Genomic DNA, 21,193 nt, shown 5'->3' with positions numbered 1-21,193 from the left:
CGGTCCGGAACCCGCTCACAAGGGCTGCGGTCACAGGGGGTCGGTCAGCCGAGGCCGCCGCTGAGCGCGGTGATCAGCTCACCGTTGGTGGTGTCGCCGGACAGCTCCCAGAAGAACGCGCCGCCGAGGCCCTGGGTCTTGGACCAGGACATCTTGCCGCGGATCGTCGCGGGGGTGTCGTAGCTCCACCACTCGCTGCCGCACTTGGCGTAGGCCGTGCCCGCGATGGTCTTCGTCGCGGGGCAACGGTTCTTGAGGACCTTGTAGTCCTCGATCCCCGCCTCGTACGTGCCCGGTGCGGCGCCCGTCGCGGTGCCACCCGGCGCTTCCTGCGTGACGCCGGTCCAGCCGCGCCCGTAGAACCCGATGCCCAGCAACAGCTTGCTCGCCGGGACACCCTTGCTCTTGAGCTTCTGGATCGCCGCGTCGGAGTTGAAGCCGGCCTGCGGGATGCCGGTGTACGACGTCAGCGGCGAGTGCGGGGCGGTCGGGCCCTGCGGGTTGAACGCGCCGAAGTAGTCGTAGGTCATCACGTTGTACCAGTTGACGTACTGCGCGGCGCCGCCGTAGTCGGCCGCGTCGATCTTGCCGCCGTTCGAGCCGTCGGCCGTGATGGCGGCGGTGACCAGGTTGCCCGTGCCGAAGCGGGCACGCAGTGCCTGCATCAGGTTCTTGAACGCGGCAGGCCCGCTGCTGTCACAGGTCAGACCACAGGCGTTCGGGTACTCCCAGTCGATGTCGATGCCGTCGAACACGTCGGCCCAGCGCGGGTCCTCCACCAGCCGGTAGCAGGAGTCGGCGAACGCCGCCGGGTTCTGCGCGGCCTGGCCGAAGCCGCCGGACCAGGTCCAGCCGCCGAACGAGAACAGCACCTTGATGTGCGGGAACTCGCGCTTGAGCTTGCGCAGCTGGTTGAAGTTGCCGCGCAGCGCACCGGTGTCCCACGTGTCGGCGACGCCGTCGACGCTGTTGGCCGCGGTGTAGGCCATGTCGTAGTCGGCGTAGGTGTCGCCGAGCACGCACTGGCCGTTGGTCACGTTGCCGAACGCGTAGTTGATGTGCGTCAGCTTCGACGCGGAACCGCTCGTCTTGATGTTCTTCACGAAGTACTGGCGGCCGTAGACGCCCCACTGCGTGAAGTAGCCGAGCTTCTTGGCGCCACCGGGGTTCGGCGGCGGGTCGGTCGGCGGCGGGTCCGTCGGCGGCGGGTCGGTGGGCGGCGGGGTGTCGCCCGCACTGCACGAACCGCCGTCCAGCTTGCAGTTGAGCGGCGGGGCGTACGCGCCGGTGTAGGCCACGTTGAAGCCGAAGCTGACGGAGGCACCCGGTGCGATGGTGCCGTTCCACGTGCCCTTGACGGTCACGTGCTGGCCGCTCGCGGTGTAGCTGCCGTCCCACAGGCTCGACATCCGGTGGCCGGACGGCAGGTCGAACTCGACCTGCCACGACGACCGCGCGGTCGTCGTGCCGTTGGTGATCGTGTACTTGCCCTCGTACCCGGTGCCCCAGTCGGACCCCTTCGTGAAGGTCGCCGACACACCGCCCGCACCGCTCGCGGGCGCCACGGTGACCCCCAGGACGAGCGCGACGGTCGCGGTGCAGATCCCCAGGACATGGGGCCATAACGGTCTTCTCATCGGTCTCCTCGTTGAGCGATGGCAGGGAAGCATTGCCTCAAAATGTGTGGTCTAGACCAAATACAACACAAGGTCTAGACCATGGCTTCACTCGAATGGAGTAGCGCGAAGCGGGTCGCAAACGTCCCGTCTACTCCTTTTGGTGGCGAGCGCGGTGAATGCGCGGGACGTACGGTTCGTCCATGAGCGGAGCGCGCGCGGTGCACCAGGACGTTGCCGGAACCGCACCCGTCCAGGCGGTGGTGCGCCTCGGGCTGGTGGCCTACGGGGTCGTCCACCTGCTGGTCGCCTGGCTGGCGCTCCAGGTCGCGTTCGGCGACCTGGACGGCGACGGGGTCGGCAAGGCGGACAAGACCGGGGCGCTCCAGTCGCTGTCGGCGAACGCGGGCGGGGACGTGGTCCTGTGGTTGATCGCCGCCGGGCTCGGGGTGAGCGCGCTGTGGCAGCTGTTCGAGGCGGTCACCGGGCACCGGACCAGCCTGCGGCTCATGAACCTCGGCGAGGCGGTCCTGTTCGGGTACCTGGCGTTCAGCGCGGGCAAGCTCGCGGCGGGCTCGCCCGCGTCGTCGACCGACGAGGCGCAGCTCGGTCTCGTCGGGCACCTGCTCGCCCAGTCGTGGGGCAAGCCGGTGGTCGTCGCGATCGGGGTGCTGATCGTCGTCGCCGGGTTGTTCGTGGTCCGCCACGGGGTGACCAAGCGGTTCGCCGAGGAGCACCACCTCGGGCAGGCGGGCCGCCCGGTCCGGACGGCCGTCCTCCGGCTCGGCCAGGTCGGCTACGCGGCGCTCGGCGGCGTGTACGGGATCGCGGGCGCGCTGGTGGTGGTCGCGGCGGTCCGGACCGCGCCGGCGAAGGCGACCGGGCTGGACGTCGCGCTGAAGACGCTCGCCGCCCAGTCGTACGGCACGGTGCTCCTCGTGGTGATCGCCGCGGGCCTGGCCGCGTTCGGCGTGTTCACGTTCTTCGACGCGCGGTACCGGCGGGTGGGCTGACCTCGCTTCACAAAAGTCGCGCTCTTGTGCATCGCTCTGCACAAGTCGTACTCTTTTGTGAATCTCAACGAGGAGGTTCCGATGACCGCGACGACGGGGACGGTGCCACCCGGCTCGTCCGGGACGTGGACCGACCGCAAGCGCTACCTGTGGGTGATCGGCCTGGTCGTGCCGTCGCTCGCGTTCCTCGCGATGGGGATGCACGCCGTGACCGGCTGGGGCGTGTGGTTCTGGCTCGGCCCCATCGTGATCCTCGTGGTCGTGCCGGTGATCGACCTCGTCGCCGGGCTCGACCGCGGCAACCCGCCGGACGACGTGCTCGAGCGGCTCGAGAACGACAGGTACTACCGCTGGATCACCTACGCGTTCCTGCCCATCCAGTACCTCGGGTTCGGCGCCGCGTGCTGGCTGCTCGCCCGCAGCGGGCTGTCCGTCGTGGACAAGGTCGGCCTCGCCGTGTCGATCGGCTGCATCGGCGGGATCGGCATCAACACCGCGCACGAGCTGGGGCACAAGAAGGAGAGCCACGAGCGCTGGTTGTCGAAGATCGCGCTGGCCCAGAGCTTCTACGGCCACTTCTACATCGAGCACAACCGCGGCCACCACGTGCGGGTGGCCACGCCGGAGGACCCGGCCAGCAGCCGCGTCGGCGAGAGCTTCTACCGGTTCTGGCCGCGCACGGTCGCCGGGTCGCTCACGTCCGCGTGGCGGCTGGAGCGCAAGCGCTACGCCCGCCGCGGCAGGCACCCGTACCGGCTGGGCAACGACGTGGTCAACGCGTGGCTGATGTCCGCGGTGCTGTGGGGCGCGCTGATCGCGTGGCTCGGCGCCGGGCTCCTGCCGTACCTGCTGATCCAGGCGGTGGTCGGGTTCTCGCTGCTCGAGATCGTCAACTACATGGAGCACTACGGGATGCTGCGGCAGAAGGTGGGCCCGCCCGACCGGCGCCGCTACGAGCGGGTGAACCCCAGCCACAGCTGGAACTCCAACAACATCGCCACGAACGTCCTGCTGTACCACCTGCAGCGGCACAGCGACCACCACGCGAACCCGACGCGCAGGTACCAGACGCTGCGCGACTTCCCCGAGTCACCCGTGCTGCCGACGGGGTACGCGGGGATGATCGTGCTCGCGCTCGTCCCGCCGCTGTGGCGGCGCGTGATGGACCCGCGCGTGCTCGCCCACTTCGCCGGCGACATCAGCCGCGCGAACATCCAGCCGGCGAAACGCGCGAAAGTCCTTGCCAGGTACGGGGTCGCCGACCACGCGGCGGAACCCACCGCCGCCGACACCCGCGGCGACGCGACCGACGGTGGCATGTGCCCCGGCTGCGGGTACGTGTACGACGAGGCGGTCGGCGACCCGCGCGAGGGCTTCCCCGCCGGGACGCTGTGGTCGGCGATCCCCGACTCGTGGTGCTGCCCCGACTGCGGGGTGCGGGAGAAGGTCGACTTCGTCGCGCCCGGCCGGGGGAGGGCGGCCTAGGATGGCCGTCGTGAGCCCAGCCCTCTCCTCGGCGCCGTCGGCAGGCGGCCACCACCGCGGGCCGATCATCGCCGCCGCGATCGACCTGACGGCCGCGGAGGGCTGGGCGGCGGTCACCATGAACCGGCTCGCCGAGATCGTCGGGGTCAGCCGCCGCACCGTCTACAACGAACTCGGCACGAAGACGGCGCTCGCGGAGGCCATGATCGCCCACGAGCTCGGCCGGTTCCTCGCCGTCGTGCGCGACGCGTTCGACCGCCACCCCGGCGACCTCGTCGAGGCGATCCACGACGGTGTCCGCGGCGTCCTCGAGCTGGCGGAAGGCAACATCCTGTTGCGTGCCATCGTGTCCGCGACGCACGGCGCCGACACCGAGCTGCTGCCGCTGCTGACCACGCGGGCCGGCAGCCTCCTCGCCGAGGCGAAGACGATGCTGGCCCACCGCGTCGAGCCCTACCGGCCGCCGCTGCCCAGGGAACAGGTCGCCGCGCTGATCGACATCGTCGTGCGCACCGTGCTCAGCCACGTGATGCAGCCGTCGGACACCCCGGCAGGCACCGCGGACGCCATCGCCTGGCTGGCCGCCCGGCTGCTCGACGCCGAGGCGGCCAAGCCGTTGCGTTACGCGGGGCGCTGATCCGGCGGTCAGGCCGGGCAGCCTGCGAGCACGGTCGCGATCGCGTCGTGCTCCGCCTGGTCGACGGACAGGTTGTACTTCTTCTTGACCCGCACCCACTTGTCCACGTAGCCGCACCGGTCCGCCGTGGGCAGCCACCTGGCCGGGTCGTCGTCGGACTTGCTCTGGTTGCTCGACGACGTCACCGCGACGAGGCCGTACACGTCGTTCGCGTACGCCGTCCGTTGCGCGACCGGCCAGTCGCCGGGGCGCTGGCGCCGCCCGTCCACGGCCGGGCCGGACCGCGCCACCTCGGCGAGCGGCACGACGTGGTCGATCTCGAGCTCGCCGGGATCGGAGGTCGTGACGCCGTCGTACGGGCTGCGCCACGTGCCCGCGGTCGGTGCGCACCGCGCGTCCACCCGGACGCCCTGACCTTGTTGCCGCAGCACGGTTTCCCGGGTGCTGCACTCGCCGGTCCTGGCCCAGTCGGTGAGCCAGGCGTCGCGGTCGTAGTGCGCACCGGTGTCCTCCGGCAGCACCTGCAGCTGTGCCAGCAGCGTGTTCGCGGGCCCCGCGGGCGGTGCGGACGCGCTCGGCCGCGGCAGTGCCTGCTGGAGCTGTTCGCACCCGCTGAGCACCATCGCCGCGGCAGCGATGAGGAGCACGGTGGGGCGGGTTTTCATGTCGCCTCCAAGGGTTCCACGCTTCGAGCCTGCCGCATGGATCGCGTGCCGTGGTGACGAGCGGGCGGCCGCTGCGCCGACCGGACGAGCGCGTTGGTCGTCTCGTCCGACGGGGTCTTGCTCACCCGCCTGCCGTGACCCGGTCACGCGTGCGCGCAGGCAGCAGCGGGGCCACGCACATCGCGGCCACGGCGAGCACGGCGGCGCCCGCGAACCCCAGCGGGAAGCGGTCCGGGGTGGTCGCGACCGGGGTGAGCACCGCCAGCCCGAGCGCGGTGCCCAGCTGGGCGGAGGAGTTCAGCACCCCGGAGACCACGCCCTGCCGCCGCGGTTCGACCGCCTCGGTGCCCGTGTGGGTGGCGGCGACGGACGCGGCGCCCAGCCCGGCGCCCATCGACGCGAACCCGGTCAGCAGCAACGCGGTCGGCAGGCCGTCGCCAGGCAGCGCGGTGAACAGTGCGGCACCCGCGGCGACCAGGACGAATCCGCTGAGGACGGTGCGCCGGGCGCCCGCGGCGCGCAGCACGGCGGGACCGGCCAGCGAGCCCGCGACCACCGCGACGTTGAACACCGGGAACAGCAGCGCCGCCCGGGCGGGCGGGAGGTGCGCGACCTCCTGGACGTACAGGGTGGCCAGGTACATGACGGGCGTGGTGGTCGCGGTCAGCGCGAGCGCGACGAGCGCGGGCCCCGCCGCCGTGCGCGTCACCGGCAGCAACGGGTCACCGGTGCGCCGCAGCCACCACACCAGGAACACCGCCGTCCCGGCGGACAGCACCAGCGGCAGCCAGCTCAGGAGCGCGCCGATGCCGTGCTCACCCGTGCTGGTGAGGCCCTGCACCAGCAGCCCGGTCGCCGCGGTGACCGCCACCGCGCCCGGCACGTCCAGGCGCACGCCCGGCGTGCGGTGGCCGGCGGGCAACCCCCTGGCGAGCAACAGGACCAGGCCGATCGGCACGTTCACCCAGAACACCGCGCGCCAGCCGAGCAGGTCGGTGAGCAGCCCGCCGAGCACCCACCCGCTCGCGCCGCCGCAGGCCGCCGCGGCCGTCCACCAGCCGACGGCTCGGCGGCGGGCCGCGCCCGGTTCCGTCATCGCGGTGAGCAACGCCAGCGCGGCGGGCGACAACAGGGCCGAGCCCACGCCCTGGACGGCCCGTGCCGCGATCAGCACCCCCGGCGACCACGCGAGCGCGCACGCGGCCGACGCGGCGACGAAAACCGTGACCCCCCAACGGAAAGCACGCCGTGCGCCGACCAGGTCGGCGACCCGGCCGCACGGGACGAGCAGCGCGCCGAACGCCACCGTGTAGGCCGTGATCACCCACGACAGGCCGCCCTGGGTGAAGCCGAGCGACGCGCCGACGGACGGCAGCGCGGTGGTCACGATCGTGACGTCCAGGACCACGACGAACTGCGCCACGCAGACGACGCCTTGGTTTCCAGTCAAACGCGTCATGGTGGTAACTGTAACTGGTAAACTGCGTTACGATGGAAACAAGGGAGCTGCCGATCGTCGCGGGCCACCTCGCGCTGGACTTCGCGAACACGGTGGACGACCCGCTCGGCCCGGCACGCCACGACCACATCGCGACCCACGACGACCTGGTGCGGTGGTCACTGCGCACCGGGGCGCTGACGGCCGAGCAGGCCGCCGTCGTGCAGCGGTCCGCCGCCGCGGTGCGCAAGGCGCACGCGCTGCGCGACGTCCTGAACGAGGTCTTCTGCGCGGTCGCCGCCGGGGAGCGGCCCGGGTGGGAGGCGCTGCGCCCGTACGCCGCCGACGCGGTCGCGCACTCGGCCCTCGACGACGCGCACGCGCTGTCGTGGGCGCACACGACAGCGCCGCACGCGATGCTGTGGCCGGTCGCCAACGCGGCGGAACGCCTGCTCACCAGCCAGGACGTTCACCGCGTGAAGCAGTGCGCCGGCTGCCCGTGGCTCTTCCTGGACCGCTCGCGCAACGGCAGCCGCCGCTGGTGCGCGATGAACGACTGCGGCACCCACGAGAAGATCCGCAAGTACGTGGCCCGCCGCGCCGCCCGCCGCCGGTGACGGTGCGATGGGATGATGTGCGTGTGCTCGGGGCAGGTGACGACGCGACCCGTGTGTACACGGCAGGCCAGGTGGCGCGGGTCCTGGGCGTCGCCGAGACGACCCTGCGTTCCTGGCACCGTCGGTACGGGGTCGGGCCGCACGCGGCCAGGGCGGGCGCTTACCGCCGGTACACCGCCGACGACATCGTGCGGCTCCAGCACATGCGGGAGCTGATCGAGTCCGGGATGCTCGCCTCGGACGCGGCCAAGGCCGTCAGCGGGTCGCCTGCCGGGCCGCCGCGCGCACTGGCGCGGCTGGTCGACGCCGCGCGCCGCCTGGACAACGAGGCCTGCCGCGCCATCGTCGCCGAGACGGTCCAGGCGTTCGGGGTGGTCACGGCGTGGGACGAGGTCTGCAGGCCCGCGCTCGCCGACGTCGAGGAGCGCCAGCTGGCCGGGGGCGAGTCGTGCATCCCGCACGAGCACGTGCTGTCGTGGGGGATCGCGTCCGCGCTGCACCGCGGCACGCCGCACTGCGCGGGCACGCCCGCGGTCATGCTCGCGTGCACCGACGGCGAACTGCACTCCCTGCCGCTCGAGGCGCTGGCGGCGGCGCTGGCGGAACGGCGGGTGCCTGCGCGCGTGCTGGGTGCCGCCGTGCCCGCCGGCAGCCTGCTCGAGGCCGTGCGGACGGCGTGCCCCGACGTGGTCGTCCTGTGGGCGCACCGGCCCGAGACCGCCGATCCCGCCGTGCTGCGGCGGTTGCGCCGCTTCCCGGTGCGCGTGATGACGGCGGGTCCCGGCTGGCCGTCCCGGCGCGGCGCCGAGCACCTCGGCAGCCTCACCGGTGCGCTGGCGACGCTGACCGGGTGACCCGCGTCGGTTCCGCATCGTTTCGCCCCGCGGGGGTACCCGGGCGCCATGACGCACACATCCCGGCCGGACCCCCGGCTCGACGGGGGCGCATGGCGCCGCGGACTGGACGACACGACCGTCGAGGCGGTGGGCGCCATGACCGAGGCGCTCGAGACCGTCGAGGTGGCCCGGGGACACCTGTTCGCGTTCCACCAGCTGACGGGCTCGGCGGACGTCAAACTGGAGCGCGCCGTCACGCTGCTCGCCGAAGCCGGGCACCACGCGCTCGCCGACCGGCTGAAACGGGAGCTGCTCGGCCGCAACGTACTGCCGGGACGCTGGACGTTCCAGGTCGTCGAGGACTACGAGGAGACCTACTACACGCCCTTCCGCGCGATGGAGCACGAGGTGCGCGGCCTGACCGGCGGCCTCCCGCACGTCCACGAGGCCGACCTGAAACGGCAGCGCCGCACGAACGGTGAACCCGGCCACGAGGCCACGCCGGACGAACGGGCCGGACAGGCGTGAGCACCGCGGGGTGAACGACGCCGGGAGCGTCGGGCACCTCCTAGATCGGTGTGCCCGCGGGGAGTTCCGGCAGCGCCGCGGTGTGCGTGTACGCGGCCTTCTCGATCGCCTCCCAGCGGGCCCGGAGCGCGGGGCGGTCCCACTCGCCGGCGACGGCTTCCACCGCCGCCACCCGTGCGTGGTGGTGCAGCTCGGGCGAGGTGACGGTGTGCTCGAACCGGCGCAGCAGCGTCCAGCCGATCGTCTCGGTGACCGGGTCGCGGCCGGCGGCGGTGAGCAGCTCGACCGCGCGGCCCGCGACCGCGGCGACCAGTTCGGACAGCGGCAGCCCGGTGCCGTCGGCGAGGCGGTTCACGCGTGCCGGGGCGAACAACGCGCCCGCCACGACGTCCGTGCCCGCCGCGATCGCGGCGGCGGCGTCGAACGCGCCCGCCGTGCGGTGGTCGAACTGGCCCTCGCGGCGGTCCCGGCCGCCCGCCGGCGCGACGAGCAGCGGCCGGACGTGGCCGGGGACGGCGAGGAAGGACGGGGTCAGCAACTCCGCCAGCTGCGCGAGCGCGGCCCGCTGCTCGGCGACCGGCACCGGGGCGGCGGCACCCGCGAACGACGCGCCGTCGGTCACCGCGTAGCGGCGCCGGATGCCGCCGACGAGCTTCGCCACGGCGATCGCCTGGTGCCGGTGCAGCAGGTACAGCAGCAGGAACCGGCGTTCGATCTCGTTCGGGTCGCTGCCGGGCGGCACCACGCCGGGGCCGAAGCGGGCCAGTGCGGCCGCCCGCACGGCGAGGAGGTCGCGCAGCGCCCGCGTCGGTTCCACGGGGGCGATCCACGTGGCGCCGCAGGCGTCCGCCGCGTCGTCGCCGCGGGCGTCGTTGTCGGTGACGTAGTCCAGGTCGGCGGGTGCGGTGCCCGCGCCGTACAGCGCGGCCACCTGGTAGGTGTCCCACGGCCCGGTGCCCGTCGCGTACGGCGCGGGCGCGGCAGGCCGGTCACCGTCCACAGTGAACAGCGGGCCCGGGTAGTCCATCACGGACGGCCGGGTGTGCCGGTGCGACGCGAAGTTGTGGGCGAACCCGAGCCCGTGCCCGATCTCGTGCGCGGCGAGCTGCCGCAGCCGGGCGGCGACCACCGACCGCACCACGTCGGCGCCGCCGGGGGACCCGTACGGCGCGAGCACGCTCTCGGTGATCGCGCGCAGCTGCTCGACCCGCTGCGACCCCAGCCGCACCACGGCACGCAGGATCTCGCCGGTGCGCGGATCGACCTGCGGGAAACCCATGGACCAGCCGCGGTCCGCGCGGTGCACCCACAGCACGACGTTGCGGCGCGGGTCGTGCAGGTCGGCGCCGTCGGGCAGCGGCTCGACCCGGTACCGGCCGGGCAGCCCGGCCGCCGCGAACGCCTCCTGCCACCAGTTGCCGCCCTCGACGACGGCGTCCCGCACGGCGGCGGGCATCGCGGGGTCGAGGTGGAACACGATCGGCTCGTCGGCGCGGAACCGGGTGGCGAGCGCGGTCTCGGCGTCCCGCTCGGCGATCGCGTCGAAGCGGTGCACCGTGTGGTCGGCGGTCGCGCCGCTCGCCGGGTCGAGCGGCACCGGTGTGTACCCGGGCGGCGGCAGCGGGCGCAGCGCGATCTGCTGGCGCACGCTCACCGTCTCCCCTGGCGCGGGCCGCAGCGGCGCCTTGGGCGGGCCCGCCCGCAGCATCAGCCCGGGGTTGGGGCGTGCCTTCGGCTCGCGCGCGCGGAACGTCAGCACCGACTCGATCGCGAGCACGTCCCCGTACCAGGCGACCCGGTCGACGCGGCTGAGCGCGGCGTCGAGCACGTACGGCCGCTCGGCGGCGTCGGTCAGCCGCTGCACCGCGCCGATCAGGTCGACCAGCCCGAGCGGCGCCGGGTCGAACGCCGTGCCGTCCGCCGGGCAGCGCGCGAGCACCGATTCGGCGAACGACGCGGCGGCCGCCGCCTGCTCGGCCCGCGTGGCGCCGGAGTGGCCGTAGACGGTGTTGCGCGCGGTCACGACCACGTCGGCACCGTCCCGGTCGGCACGGCACACGAACGACGGCCCCACCTCACCCCGGTCCAGTCCGGTCGCGGAGAGCCCGAAGCCGCCGGTGATCGTCGCGTGCAGGAGGAAGTCGGAATCGGTGGTCCACTGGGTCACCGGGTGATCGTGCCTGCCGTGACACGGGCACCGCCAGAGCCCGCGGCGGGCAAGGTTCGCACGGCCACCGCAGCGGGCCCGCGACCCGGAGGGCCACCCGTCGACGGCTACCGCGTCGCGAGGTAGGCGTCCTCGGCGTCGTAGTCGAGCATCGGGGCGAAGTACTCGTGGTCGAACCCGGGCGGGAGCGGGGCGGTGGTCAGCCAGTCCAGCTCGGTGGCGACCGTGGTGGCGTAGTCGCCCGCAGGCCGGTAGCCCAGGCGCATGGCCGCGCCCGTGTCCAGCCGGATCGGCGGGATCCGGTGCCACGGGTGCAGGCCGAGCCACGCGGGTGCGTGCGGGTCGAGGAGCACCTCCCGCCACTCGTGGCCGAGGTGCGCGGCGACGGTCCGCGAGATCTCCAGCGCGCTCGGCGCGTCGGGGTCCGCGCTGTTGAGGATCCGCGAACCGGGCCTGCGCGCGACGGTCTCGATCAGGGACGCGATGTTGGCCGCGGCGCTCGTCTGGTCGACACCGCGCCCGCCGTGCGCCAGGAACACGACCGCCCGCCGGTCGAGGATCCGTTTGACGAACACCCACTCGTCGGGCTTGGCCGTGCCGTCGCCGTGCACGCGGGACGGCCGCAGCACCGTGACCGGGTGGCCGCTGTCGAGCAGCACCCGCTCGGCCGCGACCTTGTTCGCGCCGTAGCCGTCCCGGCTGAGGTGGTCGACGTCCTCCCGCGGCGCCATGGTCGGCCGCGACTCGTCGACCGGGCCGCCGAAGTCCGGGGTGTCGTCGGAGTTCACGTGGTTGCCCGCGTCGTCGACGTACACGGCCTTGGTGGAGATCATCACGGTGGACCCCACGTCGGCCAGCAGCGGCACCAGGTCCCGCGCGTGCGCGGCGGTGAAGCACAGGCAGTCGACCAGCAGGTCGGCGCCCGCGCCCACGGCCGCCGCGAGCTCACCCGGTTCGAACCGGTCGGCGGCGGCGAACCGCGCACCGGCGGCCGCGACGTCGTCGGGCATGCGGGACGGGTCGCGCCCGACGGCGGTCACGTCCCAGCCCGCCGCCAGCAACCGCCGCGCGGCGGCCCGCCCGATCGTGCCGGTGCCACCCAGGATCACGGCGTGCGACATTGCCCGACCTTAGCGCGACCCGCCACGGCATTTTGTGACTACCATCACAGACATGGACCACGAACACGTCGTCGTGTCGTTCACGACGGACAGCAAGCAGCTCGCCGACGCCATGGCCGCCGAGGTCGCGAACACCGAGTGCACCTGCTGCGCGCACATCGAAGGCCCGATCAAGCGGGTGCACCGCTGGCACGGGCACAAGCACGCGACCGAGCAGTGGCGCGTCGAGATCGAGGCGACCGCCGACGGCGTCGACGCCCTCGTCGAGCAGATCAACAGCCACCACGGGGACGAGGTGCACGACCTGCGGGTGAGCGACACCGTGCACCACCTCGCCGCCGGCCCCGCGGTGAACTAGCGGCGAGCGCCCGCGGCGCGCAGCCGGACGGTGACGGCCAGGCCGCCGCCGGGGTTGGCCGCCGCGACGATCTCGCCGTGGTGGGCCAGCGCCACGGCACGGACGATCGACAACCCGAGCCCCGCGCCGCCGTCGGCGGTCGTGCGGGCGCCTTCGCCGCGCACGAACGGGTCCAGGAGCCTGCCGACCTGTGCCTCGGGCACGGGCCGGCCCGAGTTCGTCACCCGCAGGAACGCCCCGTCGGCCGTCCCGCCGGTGGACACGACGACGTGGCCGCCACGGTGGTTGTGGCGGATCGCGTTCGCGACCAGGTTGGCCGTCATCCGTTCCAGCAGCACCGGTTCGCCGGAGACCGGCGCCGCGCGCAGGTCATGGCGGACCTCGATGTCCCCGGCACGCACCTGCTCCGCCACGTCGGCCAGCACGGACGCGGTCACCGCGGCCAGGTCGACCGCGCGCGGGCTGGTGACGCCCGCGTGGCTGCGGGCCAGCGCCAGCAGACCGTCCAGCGTGCGCCTGCTGTCGTCGGCCGCCGAGCGGACGTCCTCGGCCATCGTCAGCAGCTCGGCCCGGGTGGGCTCGCCGTCGAGCGTCACGTCCACCGCGGTGCGGATCGTGGTCAGCGGGGTGCGCAGCTCGTGCGCCGCGTTAGCGGTGAACAGGCGCTGGCTGTCCAGTGCCTGGTCGCGTTCCGCGATGCCGCGTTCGATCCGGTCCAGCATGCCGTTGATCGTCGTGGCCAGCGCGGCCAGCTCGTCGCGGGGCGGGTGCACCGGCACGCGGTCGGACAGGTGCTCGGCGGACAGGCGCCGCGCGGTGGCGGAGATCGCGCGGATCGGCCGCAGCACCCGGCCCGCCACCAGCCACCCGAGCAGCGCGGCCAGCACGGTGACCACCGCCAGCGCGATCCCCGCCTGCGCCAGCAGCGCGGCGAGGGTGTCCGCGCGCACCTGCTCGGACAGCGCAGCGGGGTCGCCGGGCAGCGGCGGCGGTTCGGCCGGTCCGCCGTCCGGTCCGGTGAACCGCAGGCGGATCTCGCGGTGGGCCAGGTTCTGCCGCATGAGCACGTAGGTGAGCGCGGTCAGCACGACCCCCGCCGCCAGCACGAGTCCGGTGTAGAGCAACGTGAGCCGGTTGCGGGCGGTCAGTCGCACGGCGTCACGCCCGGATCCGGTAGCCCGCGCCGGTCACGGTCTCGATCAGCGGCGGGTCGCCGAGCTTGCGGCGCAACGTGCCGACGGTGATCCGGACCGCGTTGGTGAACGGGTCGGCGTGCTCGTCCCACACCTTGTCCAGCAGGGTTTCCGCGCTGACCACGGCGCCCGCGGCGGCCAGCAGCTGAGCGAGGACGCCGAACTCCTTGGGGGCCAGCGCGAGCAGCCGGCCCGCGCGTTCCGCCGTGCGGCGCGCGGGGTCGAGGGTCACGTCCGCGGCGCGCAGCACCGGCGGCCGGGCGGGTGCGCTGCGCCGGGCGAGCGCGTGCACCCTGGCGACCAGTTCGGAGAACGCGAACGGCTTGCCGAGGTAGTCGTCCGCGCCGATGCTGAGCCCGTCCACCCGGTCCTCGACCGTGCCGGACGCGGTCAGCATCAGCACCCGCGAGCCGCCGCGTTCCGCCAGCTGCCTGCACACCGTGTCGCCGTGCACCACCGGCAGGTCCCGGTCCAGCACCACCACGTCGTACGGGGTGTGGCCGCACTTCTCCAGCGCGGTCCCGCCGTCGTGGGCGAGGTCCACGGCGAACCCGTGCTTGCGCAGCCCGGCCGCGATGTACCCGGCCAGCGGCTGCTCGTCCTCCACCAGCAACACCCGCATGGGCACGAGTGTCGCCGCAGACACCTATGGACCACGTATGGCCGCGCGAGCGGCCGCCCATACCCCCGCGCCGGTAGACCTTCCGCCGTTCGCACAACGAAAGGAGCTCCCCATGACGGCTCACCCCTCCCGGCGTTCGGTGCTCGGCCTGCTCGGCGCGGTGCCCGTGGCCGCGGGCACCGCGTTCGCCGCCGGGCCATCGGCCACCGCCGTCGGCGCCAGGACACCGGAAGGGCTGCGTCCCGGCGGCGAGCTGGACCGGTTCGTCGCGGACAAGGCGGCCAGGGACGAGTTCTCCGGCTCGCTCCTGCTGACCCACCGCGGCCGGACCGTGCTGGCCCGCTCGCACGGCATGGCCGACAAGGCACGTGGCGTCCCGAACGGCCCGGACACCGCGTTCGCGCTGGCCTCGGTGACCAAGCTGACCACCGCCGTCGCCATCGCGCTGCTGGTGCGGGAGGGGAAGGTGTCCCACGGCGCGCGGCTCGGCGCCTACCTGGACGGGTTCCCGGACGCGTTCGCCGGGATCACCGTGCACCACCTGCTCACCCACACCTCCGGGCTCGGCGACTACCACGGCATGCCGGGTTACCAGGAGGAGGCGGCGACGTGGACCAGCCCGGCACAGGTGATGGCCGGCATCACCGGCTTCATCCGGCGCTCCGCGCCGATGTTCGCGCCGGGCGCGGGCTTCTCCTACAGCAACTCGGCCTACCACCTGCTCGGCGAGATCGTGGCGAAGGTCAGCGGAGTGTCCTACCACGACTACGTGCGCGAGCACGTGTTCGCCGCGGCGGGCATGACGGGCGCGGACTTCGTCACCAAACCCGAGTGGCGGACGGGGAGGCGGTACGCGCACCCCTACCACCGCGACGCGCAGGGCCGGTGGGTCGACGCCCTGGAGGAGTTCGAGTACATCGGCACCCCGGCGGGGGAGGCGTTCGCCACGTGCGCCGACCTCGCCCGCTTCGCGCGCCACCTCTACGGGTCCCGGTTCCTCGGGGCCGCGCAGACCCAGCTGGTGCTGAGCGGGAAGGTGCCCATGCCACAGCCGCAGGGCACGCCGCCCCCGGGAGCGCGCCCGCGGGCCAACTACCAGTGCTACGGCCCGGTCGGCACGAACGACGACGGCCGGTGGATCTTCGGCCACGGCGGCGGGAACCCGGCCGGGATCGCGACGTCGGTCGACTTCTTCCCGGCCACCGACTGGGTCGTGGTGGTGCTCGGCAACCACGCGGACGCCGCGGTGCTGCCGATCGTCGCCATGGCCCGCGACCTGATCGCCCGCGGGTAGCGCGCTCGGCGTCGGGGTGGCCCTGCTGCTCGTTCGCGCTGGCGGGCTGGTCCGCGACCGCACACGCGTGCTGACCGCGACGGGTCAGGCGAAGCCCATGCCGCGGCGGCCGATGTCGTTGAGGTCGTCGACGGTGAAGCGGCCGTCCCAGTCCCGTTCGTAGTGTTCCGCGGGGAAGTCGGCCGGGCTGGAGCCGGTCAGGAAGGCGTCCCGGACGTGTGCGGCGTACCGCTCGTTGCGCGGGCACCACGGCGCCGCCGGGATGTACATGACGTTGCCCCAGCCGCGCTGGCCGGTGACCGGCGCGACGCTGTGGATCATGTCGCAGTGCCACCACACGGAGTCGCCCGCGCGCACGTCCGGGATGCCTGCCTGGGCCGCGACCAGTTCCGGGTGCCACTTCTCGCTCGCCGGGAAGACCTGGTTGACGGTCACGCCGCACATGTCGTCGTCCGGGACGTCGCGCAGCAGGGGGCGCAACAGCAGGTACGCCATGGCTTCCGGGACGGGCACGGTGTGCAGCACGCCCTGGTCGTGGTCCATGTCGGACAGTGCGGTCCAGCCCTGGAAGGTGCGGAACGCCGAGCACATGGTCGATCCCGGGTACTGCGGGCCGGTCGTGCGGTGCGCGGCGTCCCACGGGTCGTACGCCTCGACGTCGCCGTCGAACAGGTGGCGGAACGCCGTCTGGTACTCGCGGGTCATCCACAGGTCGAGCGTGCCGGGGTCCAGGTGCGTGCCGAGGCCGCCCGAGTCGGTGCCGGGCGGGCGGCGGCGGATGCGGTCGGGGTAGAGCGCGTCGCGGGCGGGGTCGAACCACTGGACGCCGTCGGACTCGTGGCGCCACAACGAGTTGAGGAAGGTCTGGACGCGGGCCATCCGCTCGCTCTGGCGGGCCTGCATCTGCGCGTGCGACCAGTAGATCGGGTAGATCTCGGGTTTCGAGTCGACGCTGCCGAAGAAGTCGTCGCCGGGGCCGCGGTAGTTCTCGAAGAAGTGGTTGCGCTCGACGTAGCCGAGGACGCTCTCGTCCCACGCCAGCGCCTGCTCGCGGGGGAAGTGGCCGCGCACCACCAGGCAGCCCCGCCGCCGCAGCTTGTCGAGCTGGGCCGCGGTGACGGTGCCCTGCTCGATGTCGGCGTAGTCGATCACCGGCCACACGCTCTCGCCCGCGGCGAGGTCGGCGTCGATCTCGGCGATCCGAGCCGCGACGCGGCGCTCGACCACGCCGAAGACCTCGTCGACACCGCGGCCGGACGCCTCGATGCCGGCCCGCAGCGCGGTCTTCACCTCGCGGATCGCGGCGGCGAGGTCGGTGGGTGTGGTCTGCCAGTGCGGCAACGTCGCGGTCATGCCTGCCACCTTTGGTGAGGACTCCTAACTAGAAGGGACGGTAACCCGTGCCGCGTGGTTTGGGCAAGACTCCTTACTAGAGTGGCGTGGTGGACACCGCGAAGCCGCGCCTCGACCTGCTGCGGTCGATGACCGACGAGCACGTGCTCCGCACGCTCATGCGCGGCGGGCGCGCGACGCGTGCCGAGATCGCGGCGACCACCGGCATCTCCAAGCCCACCATCTCCGACAGCGTCCGCAGGCTCACCGCGGCCGGGCTGCTGGCGGACACCGGCGAGCGCACGACCGGGCGCGGGCGCGCGGGCTCGTACTTCTCGCTGGCCGCCGACGTCGGCGCCGCGCTCGTCGTCGAGATCGCCCCGCGCGGGGTCACCGGCGAGGCGGTGGACGCGTTCGGCGCGGTGCTCGCGCGGGCGTCCGCGCCGCTGCACCGCTCGGCGGGCGAGGCCAGGACCGCGCGGGCGCTCACCGAGGTCGCCGGCACGCTCGCCGGCGAGGTCACGGGCGGTCTGCGGGTCGCGGTCGTCAGCGCCGCCGACCCGGTGGACCGCCGCACCGGCGCGCTCGTGCACCTGCCGGACGCGCCGTTCCTGGTCGGCGCGCTCGCGCCGGTGCCGCTCCTGGCGCCGCTGGTCGACGGCCCGGTCCTGGTGGACAACGACGTGAACTGGGCGGCCCGCGCGGAGATGGCCGACGGCTGCGCGGCCGGCGTCCGCGACTTCGTCTACCTCCACCTCGGCGAGGGCCTCGGCTGCGCGGTGGTCAGCGACGGCGAGGTCCGGCGCGGCCACGGCGGGCTGGCGGGCGAGATCGCGCACCTGTACACGCCCGGCCCCGGCGGGCTCGCCATGCCGTTCACGGAGGTGTTCGCCGCGCTCGGCCTGCGCCGCCCGTCGTCGACCGCCGTCGACGTCGGCGCGCTGCGTGCCGCCGCCGACGACCCGGCGCGGCGCGCGGTGCTCGCCACGGCGGTGTGCGGCGCGCTGCTGGCCGCGGTGTCCCTTGTGGACCCCCAGCTCGCCGTGCTCGGCGGCGAGTGGGGCGCTGACCTGGTGCCCGACGTCGCCGAGCGGCTCGCCGCGGCGGCGCGCCACGTGCCGGTGACCGCAGCGCGCGTCGCCGAGCCGCAACTGGCCGGCGCCCGCGCGGACGCCGTCGAACGGCTGCGGTCGGCGATCGTCGCACGAACCCGGTGAACCACGGTTGACAGGTGGCCCCACCGGGTAACTCCCGGGTTGATCACGGGAACGGACGTAAGGGGCACCGGGTGGACGCCGAACGGCGCCAGCGCCTGTCGCGCATGGTCGCGGACCACGTCGACGGCACGGCTGTGAACGGCAGATCGCACGCCGTGTGCCAGGTCTGCGTCGCCGCGCTGGGGGTGGACGCCGCCGCGTTGACGCTGCGGGGCTCGGTCACCACCCAGGAGGTGCTGGCGACGACCGGCCCCTGGGCCGGAGAGCTCGTCGAACGGCAGTACACGGTGGGGGAGGGGCCGGGGGTGGCGGCCTTCCTCGACGGGGGACCGGTGCTGGTCCCCGACCTCGACGGGGCGCGGGTGCGGTGGCCCGGGTTCGTCGAGGAGGCGGCCCGCGCGGGCGCGGGCGCGATGTTCGCGTTCCCGCTCCAGCTCGGTGGCATGCGGTTCGGCCTGCTGGAGTTGTTCCGGCGCGCGCCGGGTGGGCTGCCGCCCGCGGCGGTCGCGGACGCCGCGCTGCTGGCGTCGCTGGCCACCGGCGCGGTGCTCGACGACGCGGCGGAGGCGGAGCGGACCGGCCGGGAGTGGCCGCGTGCCGTGGACTCCTACCAGGACGTGAACGTGGCGATCGGCGTGGTGGCCGCGCACCTGCGGATCCGCCTCGAGGACGCGTTCGCGCGGCTGCGCGCGTACGCGTTCAGCCGGGACCGGTCCGTCAAGGAGGTGGCCGACGAGGTGCTGGCGCGCCGCGTCCCGCTCGACGACCTGGCCGAGTGACCCGGTCACCGGGTCACGGGAGCACCGCGCCCGGGCTGGTCCAGCGTGCGAGCAGCACCGTCGCGTCGTCCTGGAGCTCGCCGTCCTGGTGGGTGAGCACGGCCTTGATCAGCCTGCGCGCCGTCTCCGGGGGCGGGTGGCCCGCGGCGGCCTCGCGCTGCAGGAAGTCGACGAGGCGGTCCTCCCCGAAGAAGCGGCCCGCGTGGTCGCGTGCCTCGCTGATGCCGTCGGTCTGCAGCACCAGCCAGTCCTCGGTCTGCAGGGTCTCCTCGCCGACGGTCAGCTCGGTGGCGCCCAGCCCCAGCGGGATGCGCCTGCCGCCGGTCAGGGGTTTGCCCACCTTGCCGCCGCGCATCAGCAGCGGCGCCGGGTGGCCCGCGTTGACGTAGCGCAGGTGCCCGGTGCGCAGGTCGAGCTCGGCGAGCACGGCGGTGGCGAACGCGCGGTGCTCACCGAACTGCTCGGCCACGGCGTGGTCCATGGTGCGGGCCTGCTCGAACAGGCCCGCGCCCGCGTGCCGTGCCGCGCGGTAGGCGGAGAGCGCGGTCGCCGCGATGAGCCCGCTGCGCAGGTCGTGGCCCATCGCGTCGAGGATCAGCAGGGACGCGGCGGTCTCCGACAGGGAGTAGTCGAACACGTCGCCGCCGACGTCGTAGCGCGGTTCGAGCACGGCGCTGATCACGAACGAGTCCACGCCCGCGGTCAGCGGCGGCAGCAGCGACCAGATCAGCTCGCCCGCCGTCGAGCGCGGTCGCCGCAGCCGGATCCGGTCGAACCCGTCGCCGTACTGGCCGGTCAGGGTGACGAGGTGGCCGAGGAGCATCGACAACCACCGGCACTGGGCCCGCAGGCCCGGGTCGTAGAGGTCGTGGACGTCGTCGACGTCGACCGCGAACACCCCGAGCCGTTCCGCGCCGTCGAGCAGCGGCACCCACAACCGGGGCGGGGGCCCTTCCGTGGGCAGCATCCGCACCTGCTGGAAGGCGCGGCCGGGGAGCGTGGTGTCGATGCCGACGCTGTCCGCCTGCCCGAGCGGGTGCAGAGCGCGTTGTTCGTAGTCGGCGAGGTAGACGGTCAGGCGGACACCGAGCGCGGCGCCTGCCTTCTCGGCGGCCGCGGCCAGCCGGTCGGGCGGCGCCAGCTCGCTGCCCTCGAGCAGGTCGACGAGCGCGGTGAGGGCCGGGGTGCGGGGCCTGGTCGCGCGGACGGTGCGGCTGTAGGTGGCGCGGTGGTTGCCGGAACGCTCGTCGAGCCACTCGTTCACGGTGTGGGCGAGCATGTCCCGCTGCGCGGCGGGCAGTTCGGTGAGGCCGTGGACGTACGCCTCGACTTCCAGCGGGCCCGCCTCGCCGCCGAGGGCGAAGTAGTCCAGCCACAGCTTGTCGATGGGCAGCCGCGCGTACCGCACCGCGTCGGCGAACGAGCGCTGCTGCGCCGCCGCGCTGTCCGGCGGCATGGCCGTCACCGCCTGCGCCGCGAGGTCGAGCCCGCGACGGTGTCCGCCACCGCGCGCAGTGGCTTGCCCTCGTCCGCCGCGGTTTTGGCCAGGAGCAGGAAGGCCGCCTGCTCGTCGACCCCTTCGCGCACCATGAGCACTCCCTTGGCGATGTTGACGAGGTCGCGGGCGCGCAGCGCGGCGGCCAGCCTGGTGCTCACCCGTCCGGCGTCCTCGTGGGTACGGATGTGGGCGAGCAGCACGGCCGCGTGCGCGGCGAACATCGTCAGCAGGTGCTCGTCGCGCTCCCCGTACGTGCCGGGGCGGCGTGCGTACACCTTGAGGGCGCCGAGCGCGGTGTCCCCGGCCACCAGGGGAGCGCTGAGCACGGCACGCATGCCGGTCGCCGCGGCGGCGGCCGCCCACCGGGGCCACCGGTCGTCGCGGGTGAGGTCGTCGACGCGCACCGCGGCCCGCCGGGCCCACGCGGTGAGGCACGGGCCATCGTCCAGTTCGTACTGCAGGCCGTCCAGCCGGGTGACGACCGGATCGGTCGCGGCCGTCGTGGTCCGCTCGCCGTGCTCGTCGAGCAGCGTGACCCCCGCGCCGACGGCCTCGCCGACCGTCTCCGCGACGAGCGTCGTGAGCAACCCGAGCGCCGAGGCGACGGTCTCGGTCGACAGCAGCAGACCCGACACGCGTGCGAAGACCGCGGCCAGTTCGTCGGCGAGCGGCAGTTCGGTGTCCATGGTCGCCTCTGTCGTCACCGGTCGGTGGAACCCGGCCGGATACCACCGACGACCACGGGCAAACGCGGCGCGCGTGCTAGCGTCCACGCGA

20 protein-coding genes are annotated in these 21,193 nt (G+C 73.8%); 10 read left to right on the top strand and 10 right to left on the bottom strand.

Translation table 11 applies throughout. From position 1 onward, the window contains the following. Nucleotides 1–44 precede the first annotated feature (44 nt). Nucleotides 45–1,637, bottom strand: a complete 1,593-nt coding sequence (locus ACYQ77_RS14650) for a glycosyl hydrolase family 18 protein (protein ID WP_459711373.1) — start codon at nucleotides 1,635–1,637, stop codon at nucleotides 45–47. 182 nt (nucleotides 1,638–1,819) lie between these two features. Between ACYQ77_RS14650 and ACYQ77_RS14645 the strand changes: the two genes are divergently transcribed. The 3 genes from ACYQ77_RS14645 (at nucleotide 1,820) to ACYQ77_RS14635 (ending at nucleotide 4,751) form a co-directional block, all read left to right on the top strand. Continuing rightward, the gene (locus ACYQ77_RS14645) at nucleotides 1,820–2,629 is read left to right on the top strand and encodes a DUF1206 domain-containing protein (protein ID WP_459711371.1); all 810 of its coding nucleotides are present in this window, start codon (nucleotides 1,820–1,822) and stop codon (nucleotides 2,627–2,629) included. A gap of 81 nt (nucleotides 2,630–2,710) precedes the next feature. Beyond that, nucleotides 2,711–4,114, top strand: a complete 1,404-nt coding sequence (locus ACYQ77_RS14640; RefSeq protein ID WP_459711370.1) for a fatty acid desaturase — start codon at nucleotides 2,711–2,713, stop codon at nucleotides 4,112–4,114. A 1-nt stretch (nucleotide 4,115) separates the two neighbouring features. Further along, the gene (locus tag ACYQ77_RS14635) at nucleotides 4,116–4,751 is read left to right on the top strand and encodes a TetR family transcriptional regulator (protein WP_459711368.1); all 636 of its coding nucleotides are present in this window, start codon (nucleotides 4,116–4,118) and stop codon (nucleotides 4,749–4,751) included. An 8-nt stretch (nucleotides 4,752–4,759) separates the two neighbouring features. Here ACYQ77_RS14635 and ACYQ77_RS14630 read toward each other — a convergent pair whose 3' ends face one another. Next, complete coding sequence (locus ACYQ77_RS14630) at nucleotides 4,760–5,416, bottom strand: HNH endonuclease family protein (protein WP_459711366.1); 657 nt, start codon at nucleotides 5,414–5,416, stop codon at nucleotides 4,760–4,762. Between the two features lie 121 nt (nucleotides 5,417–5,537). After that, nucleotides 5,538–6,875, bottom strand: coding sequence for an MFS transporter (locus ACYQ77_RS14625; protein WP_459711364.1), 1,338 nt, complete (start codon nucleotides 6,873–6,875; stop codon nucleotides 5,538–5,540). A 32-nt stretch (nucleotides 6,876–6,907) separates the two neighbouring features. Here ACYQ77_RS14625 and ACYQ77_RS14620 point away from each other — a divergent pair, with 32 nt between their 5' ends. The 3 genes from ACYQ77_RS14620 to ACYQ77_RS14610 are packed head-to-tail and all read left to right on the top strand — an operon-like array spanning nucleotide 6,908 to nucleotide 8,835. Next, the gene (locus ACYQ77_RS14620) at nucleotides 6,908–7,471 is read left to right on the top strand and encodes a CGNR zinc finger domain-containing protein (protein ID WP_459711362.1); all 564 of its coding nucleotides are present in this window, start codon (nucleotides 6,908–6,910) and stop codon (nucleotides 7,469–7,471) included. 23 nt (nucleotides 7,472–7,494) lie between these two features. After that, nucleotides 7,495–8,325, top strand: coding sequence for a MerR family transcriptional regulator (locus ACYQ77_RS14615; protein ID WP_459711360.1), 831 nt, complete (start codon nucleotides 7,495–7,497; stop codon nucleotides 8,323–8,325). A gap of 48 nt (nucleotides 8,326–8,373) precedes the next feature. Further along, nucleotides 8,374–8,835, top strand: coding sequence for a hypothetical protein (locus ACYQ77_RS14610; RefSeq protein WP_459711359.1), 462 nt, complete (start codon nucleotides 8,374–8,376; stop codon nucleotides 8,833–8,835). A gap of 40 nt (nucleotides 8,836–8,875) precedes the next feature. Here the strand turns inward: ACYQ77_RS14610 and ACYQ77_RS14605 are convergent, their stop codons facing one another. Further along, nucleotides 8,876–11,002, bottom strand: a complete 2,127-nt coding sequence (locus ACYQ77_RS14605; RefSeq protein WP_459711357.1) for a zinc-dependent metalloprotease — start codon at nucleotides 11,000–11,002, stop codon at nucleotides 8,876–8,878. Nucleotides 11,003–11,109: 107 nt separating this feature from the next. Then, nucleotides 11,110–12,123, bottom strand: coding sequence for an NAD-dependent epimerase/dehydratase family protein (locus tag ACYQ77_RS14600; protein ID WP_459711356.1), 1,014 nt, complete (start codon nucleotides 12,121–12,123; stop codon nucleotides 11,110–11,112). Nucleotides 12,124–12,175: 52 nt separating this feature from the next. On the opposite strand from ACYQ77_RS14600, the gene cutA reads away from it, so the two are divergent. Continuing rightward, on the top strand, nucleotides 12,176–12,481 hold the full coding sequence (gene cutA, locus ACYQ77_RS14595) for a divalent cation tolerance protein CutA (protein WP_459711354.1): 306 nt from the start codon (nucleotides 12,176–12,178) through the stop codon (nucleotides 12,479–12,481). Here the strand turns inward: cutA and ACYQ77_RS14590 are convergent. Both ACYQ77_RS14590 and ACYQ77_RS14585 read right to left on the bottom strand, forming a co-directional pair. Further along, on the bottom strand, nucleotides 12,478–13,635 hold the full coding sequence (locus ACYQ77_RS14590) for a sensor histidine kinase (protein WP_459711352.1): 1,158 nt from the start codon (nucleotides 13,633–13,635) through the stop codon (nucleotides 12,478–12,480). The two genes, cutA and ACYQ77_RS14590, sit on opposite strands and share 4 nt — an antisense overlap. Before the next feature lie 4 nt (nucleotides 13,636–13,639). Then, complete coding sequence (locus ACYQ77_RS14585; RefSeq protein ID WP_459711349.1) at nucleotides 13,640–14,296, bottom strand: response regulator transcription factor; 657 nt, start codon at nucleotides 14,294–14,296, stop codon at nucleotides 13,640–13,642. A gap of 112 nt (nucleotides 14,297–14,408) precedes the next feature. On the opposite strand from ACYQ77_RS14585, the gene ACYQ77_RS14580 reads away from it, so the two are divergent. After that, entirely contained in the window at nucleotides 14,409–15,590 is a 1,182-nt protein-coding gene (locus ACYQ77_RS14580) for a serine hydrolase domain-containing protein (protein WP_459711347.1), read from the top strand. A gap of 84 nt (nucleotides 15,591–15,674) precedes the next feature. Here the strand turns inward: ACYQ77_RS14580 and ACYQ77_RS14575 are convergent, their stop codons facing one another. Beyond that, on the bottom strand, nucleotides 15,675–16,943 hold the full coding sequence (locus ACYQ77_RS14575) for a DUF1479 domain-containing protein (RefSeq protein WP_459711344.1): 1,269 nt from the start codon (nucleotides 16,941–16,943) through the stop codon (nucleotides 15,675–15,677). 89 nt (nucleotides 16,944–17,032) lie between these two features. On the opposite strand from ACYQ77_RS14575, the gene ACYQ77_RS14570 reads away from it, so the two are divergent. Together ACYQ77_RS14570 and ACYQ77_RS14565 are read left to right on the top strand one after the other, a co-directional pair. Next, on the top strand, nucleotides 17,033–18,139 hold the full coding sequence (locus ACYQ77_RS14570; RefSeq protein ID WP_459711341.1) for an ROK family transcriptional regulator: 1,107 nt from the start codon (nucleotides 17,033–17,035) through the stop codon (nucleotides 18,137–18,139). Between the two features lie 71 nt (nucleotides 18,140–18,210). Further along, nucleotides 18,211–18,918, top strand: a complete 708-nt coding sequence (locus ACYQ77_RS14565; RefSeq protein WP_459711339.1) for an ANTAR domain-containing protein — start codon at nucleotides 18,211–18,213, stop codon at nucleotides 18,916–18,918. Between the two features lie 13 nt (nucleotides 18,919–18,931). Here ACYQ77_RS14565 and ACYQ77_RS14560 read toward each other — a convergent pair whose 3' ends face one another. Both ACYQ77_RS14560 and ACYQ77_RS14555 read right to left on the bottom strand, forming a co-directional pair. After that, entirely contained in the window at nucleotides 18,932–20,374 is a 1,443-nt protein-coding gene (locus tag ACYQ77_RS14560; protein WP_459711337.1) for a PP2C family protein-serine/threonine phosphatase, read from the bottom strand. Nucleotides 20,375–20,379: 5 nt separating this feature from the next. Then, nucleotides 20,380–21,102 carry a GAF and ANTAR domain-containing protein gene (locus ACYQ77_RS14555; protein WP_459711335.1) on the bottom strand — a complete coding sequence of 241 codons (723 nt, stop codon included), beginning with the start codon at nucleotides 21,100–21,102 and terminating at the stop codon, nucleotides 20,380–20,382. Between the last annotated feature and the right edge of the window lie 91 nt (nucleotides 21,103–21,193).

The organism is Actinophytocola sp. KF-1, assembly GCF_054661535.1.
The sequence above is the reverse complement of the archived record's forward strand: the minus strand, read 5'-3'. Positions and strand labels throughout refer to the sequence as shown.